General features: G+C 64.0%; 10 protein-coding genes and 1 tRNA gene. 5 read left to right on the top strand and 6 right to left on the bottom strand.

All coding sequences use genetic code 11. The features are described from left to right. Positions 1–62 precede the first annotated feature (62 nt). Positions 63–650 (bottom strand): FMN-dependent NADH-azoreductase, encoded by a 588-nt coding sequence (locus QRO95_RS16655; RefSeq protein WP_285303034.1) that lies wholly within the window; start codon positions 648–650, stop codon positions 63–65. Positions 651–772: 122 nt separating this feature from the next. Here QRO95_RS16655 and QRO95_RS16650 point away from each other — a divergent pair, with 122 nt between their 5' ends. Then, positions 773–1,765 carry a LysR family transcriptional regulator gene (locus QRO95_RS16650; RefSeq protein ID WP_005410175.1) on the top strand — a complete coding sequence of 331 codons (993 nt, stop codon included), beginning with the start codon at positions 773–775 and terminating at the stop codon, positions 1,763–1,765. A gap of 81 nt (positions 1,766–1,846) precedes the next feature. Here QRO95_RS16650 and QRO95_RS16645 read toward each other — a convergent pair whose 3' ends face one another. Further along, complete coding sequence (locus QRO95_RS16645; protein WP_285303033.1) at positions 1,847–2,917, bottom strand: DUF4241 domain-containing protein; 1,071 nt, start codon at positions 2,915–2,917, stop codon at positions 1,847–1,849. 289 nt (positions 2,918–3,206) lie between these two features. On the opposite strand from QRO95_RS16645, the gene QRO95_RS16640 reads away from it, so the two are divergent. The 4 genes from QRO95_RS16640 to QRO95_RS16625 all read left to right on the top strand — a co-directional run bounded on the left by QRO95_RS16640 (position 3,207) and on the right by QRO95_RS16625 (position 4,934). After that, positions 3,207–3,296, top strand: a tRNA-Ser gene (locus QRO95_RS16640). 338 nt (positions 3,297–3,634) lie between these two features. Beyond that, entirely contained in the window at positions 3,635–4,060 is a 426-nt protein-coding gene (locus tag QRO95_RS16635; RefSeq protein ID WP_285303032.1) for a hypothetical protein, read from the top strand. Between the two features lie 71 nt (positions 4,061–4,131). Next, positions 4,132–4,545: a hypothetical protein gene (locus QRO95_RS16630; RefSeq protein ID WP_180740530.1), complete on the top strand. Its 414-nt coding sequence runs from the start codon at positions 4,132–4,134 to the stop codon at positions 4,543–4,545. Between the two features lie 188 nt (positions 4,546–4,733). Continuing rightward, positions 4,734–4,934, top strand: a complete 201-nt coding sequence (locus QRO95_RS16625; protein WP_285303031.1) for a hypothetical protein — start codon at positions 4,734–4,736, stop codon at positions 4,932–4,934. Positions 4,935–5,452: 518 nt separating this feature from the next. On the opposite strand, the gene QRO95_RS16620 is transcribed toward QRO95_RS16625, so the two are convergent. The 4 genes from QRO95_RS16620 to QRO95_RS16605 are packed head-to-tail and all read right to left on the bottom strand — an operon-like array spanning position 5,453 to position 6,519. Continuing rightward, entirely contained in the window at positions 5,453–5,680 is a 228-nt protein-coding gene (locus tag QRO95_RS16620; RefSeq protein WP_023121538.1) for a hypothetical protein, read from the bottom strand. Positions 5,681–5,684: 4 nt separating this feature from the next. Further along, positions 5,685–5,867, bottom strand: a complete 183-nt coding sequence (locus QRO95_RS16615; protein WP_169879077.1) for a hypothetical protein — start codon at positions 5,865–5,867, stop codon at positions 5,685–5,687. Continuing rightward, positions 5,864–6,064, bottom strand: coding sequence for a hypothetical protein (locus tag QRO95_RS16610; RefSeq protein ID WP_285303030.1), 201 nt, complete (start codon positions 6,062–6,064; stop codon positions 5,864–5,866). The genes QRO95_RS16615 and QRO95_RS16610 overlap by 4 nt, the downstream gene beginning before the upstream one ends. Further along, on the bottom strand, positions 6,061–6,519 hold the full coding sequence (locus QRO95_RS16605; RefSeq protein ID WP_285303029.1) for a DUF5681 domain-containing protein: 459 nt from the start codon (positions 6,517–6,519) through the stop codon (positions 6,061–6,063). Before QRO95_RS16605 ends, QRO95_RS16610 begins: the two co-directional genes overlap by 4 nt. Between the last annotated feature and the right edge of the window lie 15 nt (positions 6,520–6,534).

Genomic DNA, 6,534 nt, shown 5'->3' with positions numbered 1-6,534 from the left:
GGGGATCCCGGCCCGCGTTCAGCGCCCAGACGAGGAGAGAGCGGCGCCGAACGCTGGAACGCTTATGCAGCAGCGGCCGCGGCCGCTTCGTGCGACGGCAGCGCAGCCAGTGCGCCAGCAATGGCGTCTTCGCGGTGCTGCGGCGAGTAGGCGATGCCTTCGGCGCGTACGAACTCGACATCGTTGATGCCCCAGAAGGCAAACGTCTGGCGCAGGAACGGCTCCTGGAAGTCCGCGGGCGAATCGGTGTAGATGCCGCCACGGCTGCTGGCGATGATCACCCGCTTGCCACCGGCCAGGCCGACCGGACCGTTCTCGGTGTACTTGAAGGTGCGCCCGGCCACGGCCACGCGGTCGATCCAGGCCTTCAGGGTGGACGGAATGCTGAAGTTGTACATCGGCGCGCCGATCACCACGATATCGGCCGAAAGGAACTGCTCGAGTACCTGTTCAGCATCGGCGGCTTCGGCAGCGTCGGCCTTGGCAAGCGATCCGCTGCGCAGATGCGGTACCGGATTGGCGTCAAGATCGCGATAATCAACCTGCAGGCCGTCGATCTGCTGCGTGAACTGGGCCACCACGGCGGCGGTCAGGTGGCGGGAGACGGAGTTGTCGCCAAGCACGCTGGCGTCGATGTGCAGAAGCTTCATGGCAGTACCTATGTTCGGGAGAGGTGGCGGACTTGCCGCCGACGGAGAGAACGATAGGTTGTTGCAAAGGCGGGATAAAGGTGGTTGAATGCCACGTATTGTTCTAGATATGGAACTCGGGCATGCATGACCTGAATGATCTGTACTACTTCGCGATGGTGGTCGACCATGGCGGATTCGCCGCCGCCGAGCGCGCACTGGGTATCCCCAAGTCGCGCCTGAGCCGCCGCATCAGCCAGCTGGAAACCGATCTGGGCGTTCGCCTGCTGCAGCGCTCCACGCGTCGTTTCGCCGTCACCGATGTCGGCACCAGCGTGCACCGCCACGCGCAGACGATGCTGGCCGAGGCACAGGCCGCACGCGAAGTGGTGGACCGCCTCAGCGCGGAACCGCGCGGCGTGGTGCGCGCCAGCGTGCCGGTATCGCTGGCGCAGATGCAGCTGCCCAAGCTGCTGCCCAAGTTCCTTGAGCAGTACCCGAAGGTGCGCCTGCAGTTGAACATCAGCAACCGCCGCGTGGACATCATCAACGAAGGCTACGACGTGGCCCTGCGCGTGCGCTCGCGCCTGGACGACGATGGCAGCCTGGTGATGCGCAGCTTCGGACAGGTGCAGGAACTGCTGGTGGCCAGCCCGAAGTACCTGGATCGCGCCGGCCGGCCGAAGGATCCTGAAGAGCTGACCCAGCACGTCACCCTAAGCATCAGCGAAGACGAAGCACGCCAGCGCTGGGAGCTGCATGGCCCGGAAGGCGAAGTGCGCCGGGTCGACCTGCAGCCGCGCGTGGCCGGCTTCGACTTCCCGCTGCTGCAGAGCATGGTGAAGGACGGCTTCGGCATCACCATGCTGCCGGAAACCGTTTGCGCCGATGCCGTGCGCAACGGCGAGCTGGAAGTGGTGCTGCCGGACTGGTCGCTGCCGCAGGGCGTGTGTCACGCCGTGTTCGCCTCGCGCCGCGGCCTGCTGCCGGCGGTGCGCGTGTTCATCGACTTCCTGGCCGAGCACTTGCCGCCGCAGCTGGAGGCCTCGCGCCTGGATTGCGGTGGCGCCTGTGAAAAGGCCAAGGAGCGGATCAAGGCCAGTGCGCTGGGCGCGTTAGCAGTGGATGCGGGCTGAGGCACCTGGCCGCAACTGCACCGCCGATCTGTGAAACGGTAGCGCCGGGCCATGCCCGGCGTTGCTGCTTTCCGGCCCCGGTCACTTCCGGCCGAACAGCCGATCCCAGAAGCTGCGCCGCGGCGGTGTGGCTGGCCTGGGCTCGGCAATGACCGGTGCTTCCAGTACCGCCATCAGTTCCGCGCTGCGTGGCTTCTTCAGGAAGCGGGCGTAGTCCATGTAGCTGGTCACCTTGCTCATGTGCAGGCGCTCCGGCATTGCCGGCAACGCGCCGCCCTGCAGCAGCACCCGCAGTGCCTGTGGACGGTCCAGGCGGATCGCCTCGAACAGGGCGGTGCCGCCGCAACCGGGCTCGATCTGGTTGGCGCGCTGTGGCGCATCCTTCAACAGCTCTCGCAGCGCATCCGGGTCGTCGCGGTCCACGGCGGCAACCAGCCGTGCCAGCGCTTCAGCTTCTTCGGGTGGAAGACTGTCGCGATAGGCCTGGTCGGCGATCTCGCGCTCGTCGCGCCCGTCACCGCCCTGGATGCACAGGTAGTCGGTGACCAGGGCGACCGGAATGCCGGAGGTATCCAGCGCCCAGTAGCTCGGATAGACGCCGTCGCCCCAGCCGCTGGTGAATACGACCAGGCCGTGTGGAGAGTCCTCGCCCCAGGGGCGGTACTCGGCGCCTTCATCCAGGCCGTCATGGTCGATCAGCGCATCCGACCATTCGCTGTCTTCGTCGCCATCGGTCTGTTCGATCAGGGCCAGCAGTGCCTGCTGAGTGTTGGTATCCATGAAGCAGCCGATGCCGGCGTCGACCGGATAGCCAATGAAACTGTCCTCATCCAGGCCGGTCAGGTCCTGCGTGGTCCAGCGCGCCATCTGCCAGTGCAGGGCAGACGCAGTGAGGGCTTCGCGGGGCTTGAACCAGACCACGGCCAGCGCCGGGCGGCCGCTGTGCACGATGATTTCGACCGGATGCCGGCCTAGGGGGGCGGTGTAGTCGGCCAGCGCGGGCGCCTCGGCCTGGACCAGCGGATCGCAGACCACCAGATGCCCACTGCTGACCGGCAGGTGCCCGGCGAACGTGCGGTGCAGGGCCACTGCGGCCAGCTGGGTGTCGTCCAGCAGGGTGGTGCGCAGGTTGGCCAGATCGAGGTGGGCCATGGGGGCTCCGATTGCAGTGAAGGCCCCACCGTGCCGGATGCGAAGGGCGGGGGCAAGGGTGGTCTTGGGCAAATGCCCTTCACGTGCGAGAATACGCCGCTGCCCGGGCGACCGGGACCCGATTGGAGAGATGGCCGAGCGGTTTAAGGCACCGGTCTTGAAAACTTGCGCACACGCTTCTTGTCGAGGGTAGAATACGCAGTAAAAACAAACACTTAGCGCAATTCGCTAGCAGGCACAGCCTGCACCGTTTAGCGGATTTTTAGCGCGAAAGGGGTTTTTCAGTAACGGTGGGTTGGCCGAGCGGTTGAAGGCACTAGTCTTGAAAACTAGCAAGGGGGCAACCCCTTCCAGGGTTCGAATCCCTGACCCACCGCCATCTTCTCAGGGTGAGTCATACCCCTGTCGATAGCCGAAGAAATACCGGCACGCCCGCAAATCGGGCTAATCACGCCTACAGGCCAGTTTCATCTGACTCAATACAAGCACGAAGGCACCGCGCCGAACGTCGCCTGTGCGCCTTTCGGACGCTGGGCCGCTTAACCTCCGACGTGGGCCGCTTGTCCATCAGTCCGTCACTACCCTACAGACCCGCGCTTTGAATCGCCTGTAGCGGCTGCAATCGACGCGCGCGATTGCGTCCAAAAAGTCGTTGCCGCTTCTCCCGAACCTGTCTTGCAATAGCCCTACCGCAATGCAACTGACAGGAGAACGACGATGGAAGCCAAGACCTACACGAACCGCAACAACGCCCGCCGCGCTGGTGTTGCCGCTGGGGTGCCCGCCGAACTGGTGGAGATCACCGTTCACAAGAACGGCGACGAGGTGCGCTTCGGCTGGAAGGCGATGGAAGCACCAGCACCCGCTGCCGAAGCTGCACCCGCTGACACTGTGGTCACCACAAGCAAGCCGAAGAAGGCAGCCGCGCCCAAGGTGGAGCGCATCGAGCAGAACGGGGTCAAGCGCCCCGGCCCCGGCAAGTGCTTGGAGGTGTGGGAGTACCTAGACCAGCACGGCAACATGAAGCCGAAGGACTTGCAGCCGGTCGCGGAGGCGAAGGGGTGGAACATCAACAACGTCCAGATCGAGCTGTACCAGTGGCGCAAGTTCAACGGTATCAACGGGCGCACCAAGGCCCAGTGAAACGGATGCGGCCGGCGACTGCGCCAACAGTCCCGACCGCGTGGCCGTCCCTTACAACACAAGGAACCGACATGGACATGATAACCACAGCAGCCCGCCGTCCGAAAGCGGGCGCACCATTGCGCAAGCTGCGACCAGCGAGAATCAGGGTGCAGCACAGCGCCAACAAGGCCGACATATTCCACATCGTTGTTGGCCCTCTCGAATCCGAAGATAAGCCCGAAGCACACGCTGCCGCTTGGCGTGATGCTTGGTTTCATACGTGGTGCTGCGTGCCTGAACTGCTCAACACCCCCGGCACCTTCAACTTGATAGTTGAAACGGCGGCCATGTGGTTGCCCGAAGCGATAGCGCGTGACCCTGAGCTGGTGGGGCCTCTGTACGAAGCGACACACCGCCGCGAGGGGCTGACACTGGCTGAACTTGGCGGGCGCGTGCTGCGCTACATCCACCGCAGCGAGGGCGCGCAAGCGACGACACGCTAGCAATCCGCTAGACGCACCGCCGCCCGCTTACCGAAAAGCCCGCCCAGCGGGCTTTTTTGTTGGCTGCCGCAAAGCACGACCGCCTAACTCTGTGTTTGTTGTTCCGTGATTTCATGCCGCTGTTAGCATTGACAGCGGCATCCGATTGAAGGACGCTGAGTGCATTGAGTAATGCTTAGGAGTTGATTATGGGCGAATGGTCGGAATACTTCGAGGACTTCCCCGAAGAGAACCCCGGGAACTACGACAAGAACGGGCGCTTCAACCCGCAGGGTGCAGCAGCCGAGCGAGCGGCAGAATCCAAGCTCCGGCAGGATCAGGCAAACCTGAATGCTGAAATCCGCGCAATCGTCGAGAAGCACCGCCCTCCTACTGCTGGCAAGAAATAGGCGCTAAGCCGCTACAGGCTGCGCAACGGTGCCGCCAGTACCCTAGCGGCGGCGGTGTGGTGATCGTCGCCCCTGCCGCCCGCAGCACTCGCGCAGCCGCGCAAACGACAACGGGTGCCAGCGGCACCCGTTGAAGGCCAGGTCGCACGGGTAGGAGTGGCCCCGTTCCTGACTGAGTCCGTTTGATTTACGTCCAACGGTTTTCGATGGGACGGCGCAGCTTCTCCGGGACTGCGCGCCACTGCACCGCTGACGACGATAAGGGCGGTGCAGGGTTTTTCAGATGCCGTCGTCGTCTTGCCTGCTCCTGCATCCTTGCCTGTTCGGTTGCGGGGTGCATAGGCGCAAGCGCAACACGTCCTCCGACCAAAAGAGCTGACCACAGCGCATGCACTTCTTCCACCCGACATAGCGCACAGCCCGCGGAGGATGAGCATCCATGTCCATCACGGGTTCGCGCCGCGCTCCGTCGTCCTGCGGCCACATGCGAGGCTCTACGAAGCCTTGGAAATTCGGCTTCATCGCAGCAACCCCCAGCCAGCAGTCCCGGCGCGAGCGGTGCCGTCGTCGATCCACTTCATCAGGCAGTGCAGCACCACAGGGCCATCAACCGGGCACATGCGACCGTCCGCAATGGCAGCGCTGAGCGTGTCGCTGACCCAGCCGCGCATCTCGTCGCTGGCACCTTGCGAGCGCTCCAAGTGCTTGAGGCGGGCGAGCATGCCCTTGGCGCTGCTGATGCTCATGTGGTTACTCCCGCAACTCGCGTAGCGCCTCGCCCAGCTTGACCGCGCGGAGCAGGTTCAGCGCGTCGCTAGTCTCGCGGGCCGCGTGCGCCTCAATTCGGCGCTGCTGCATCTGTTGCAGGTCGCTGGGCGTTACCGTGTGCTTGACGGGCGCGTTCTCGCGCGGGTCGGTGTGCAGGTTCTTCATTGCAGGGTTCCTTTCATCGGGCCGAGGTTCTGCAACAGGCGCGCGGCTTGCCAGCGCACGGCAGGGTCGTCGCAGTTCAGGATGGCGGCATAGCAGGTATCGACAATCAGCTTGAGATCGGCTTGCCCCTGCGGCGTCTCGATCAGGGGCGCGGGCTTCGGTTGCAGCCAGCCTCCCGGCGTGAAGTTGTAGGTCATTGCTTTTCCTCCAGCGCTACAAGGCGCGCTTCCAGTTCATCGACAGCACGGATGCCCGCAACCGACTGGATACAGTCGATGAGCAATTTTCCGGTCTCGGGGTCAATCGCGCCCTCCGCTACCGACGCGAGCACTTGGTTCGCCTGCTGGTGCAGCGGTGCATCCGGGGTCAGTTCAAACGTCACCTTTTCAGCGCGGGCACGGAGCGGTGGCGACAGGCGTTGCAGCACCATGTTGGCGGCCTGCATGTCCCCTTCGAGCGCGGCATTCATGACCACACGAGCCACCTCGCTGCCGTCCTTCTCGAATTCCTCAGCGATGACGTTCTTCTTGTTGCGTGAGCCGACCGGACGCCCTTTCGGGTTGCCGCTCTGGCCGGGTTGCCAGCCCTTGGGCGGCTTGTTGGGTTGCGGTGTGAAGCCCTGCAACCATTCAGGCTGAACTGTCTCTGTCATTTGATGGTTTCCTGT

This window comes from Stenotrophomonas maltophilia group sp. Smal13 (genome assembly GCF_030236855.1).
Lineage (GTDB): Bacteria > Pseudomonadota > Gammaproteobacteria > Xanthomonadales > Xanthomonadaceae > Stenotrophomonas > Stenotrophomonas maltophilia_A.
This window is presented reverse-complemented; position numbering and strand designations above follow the sequence as displayed.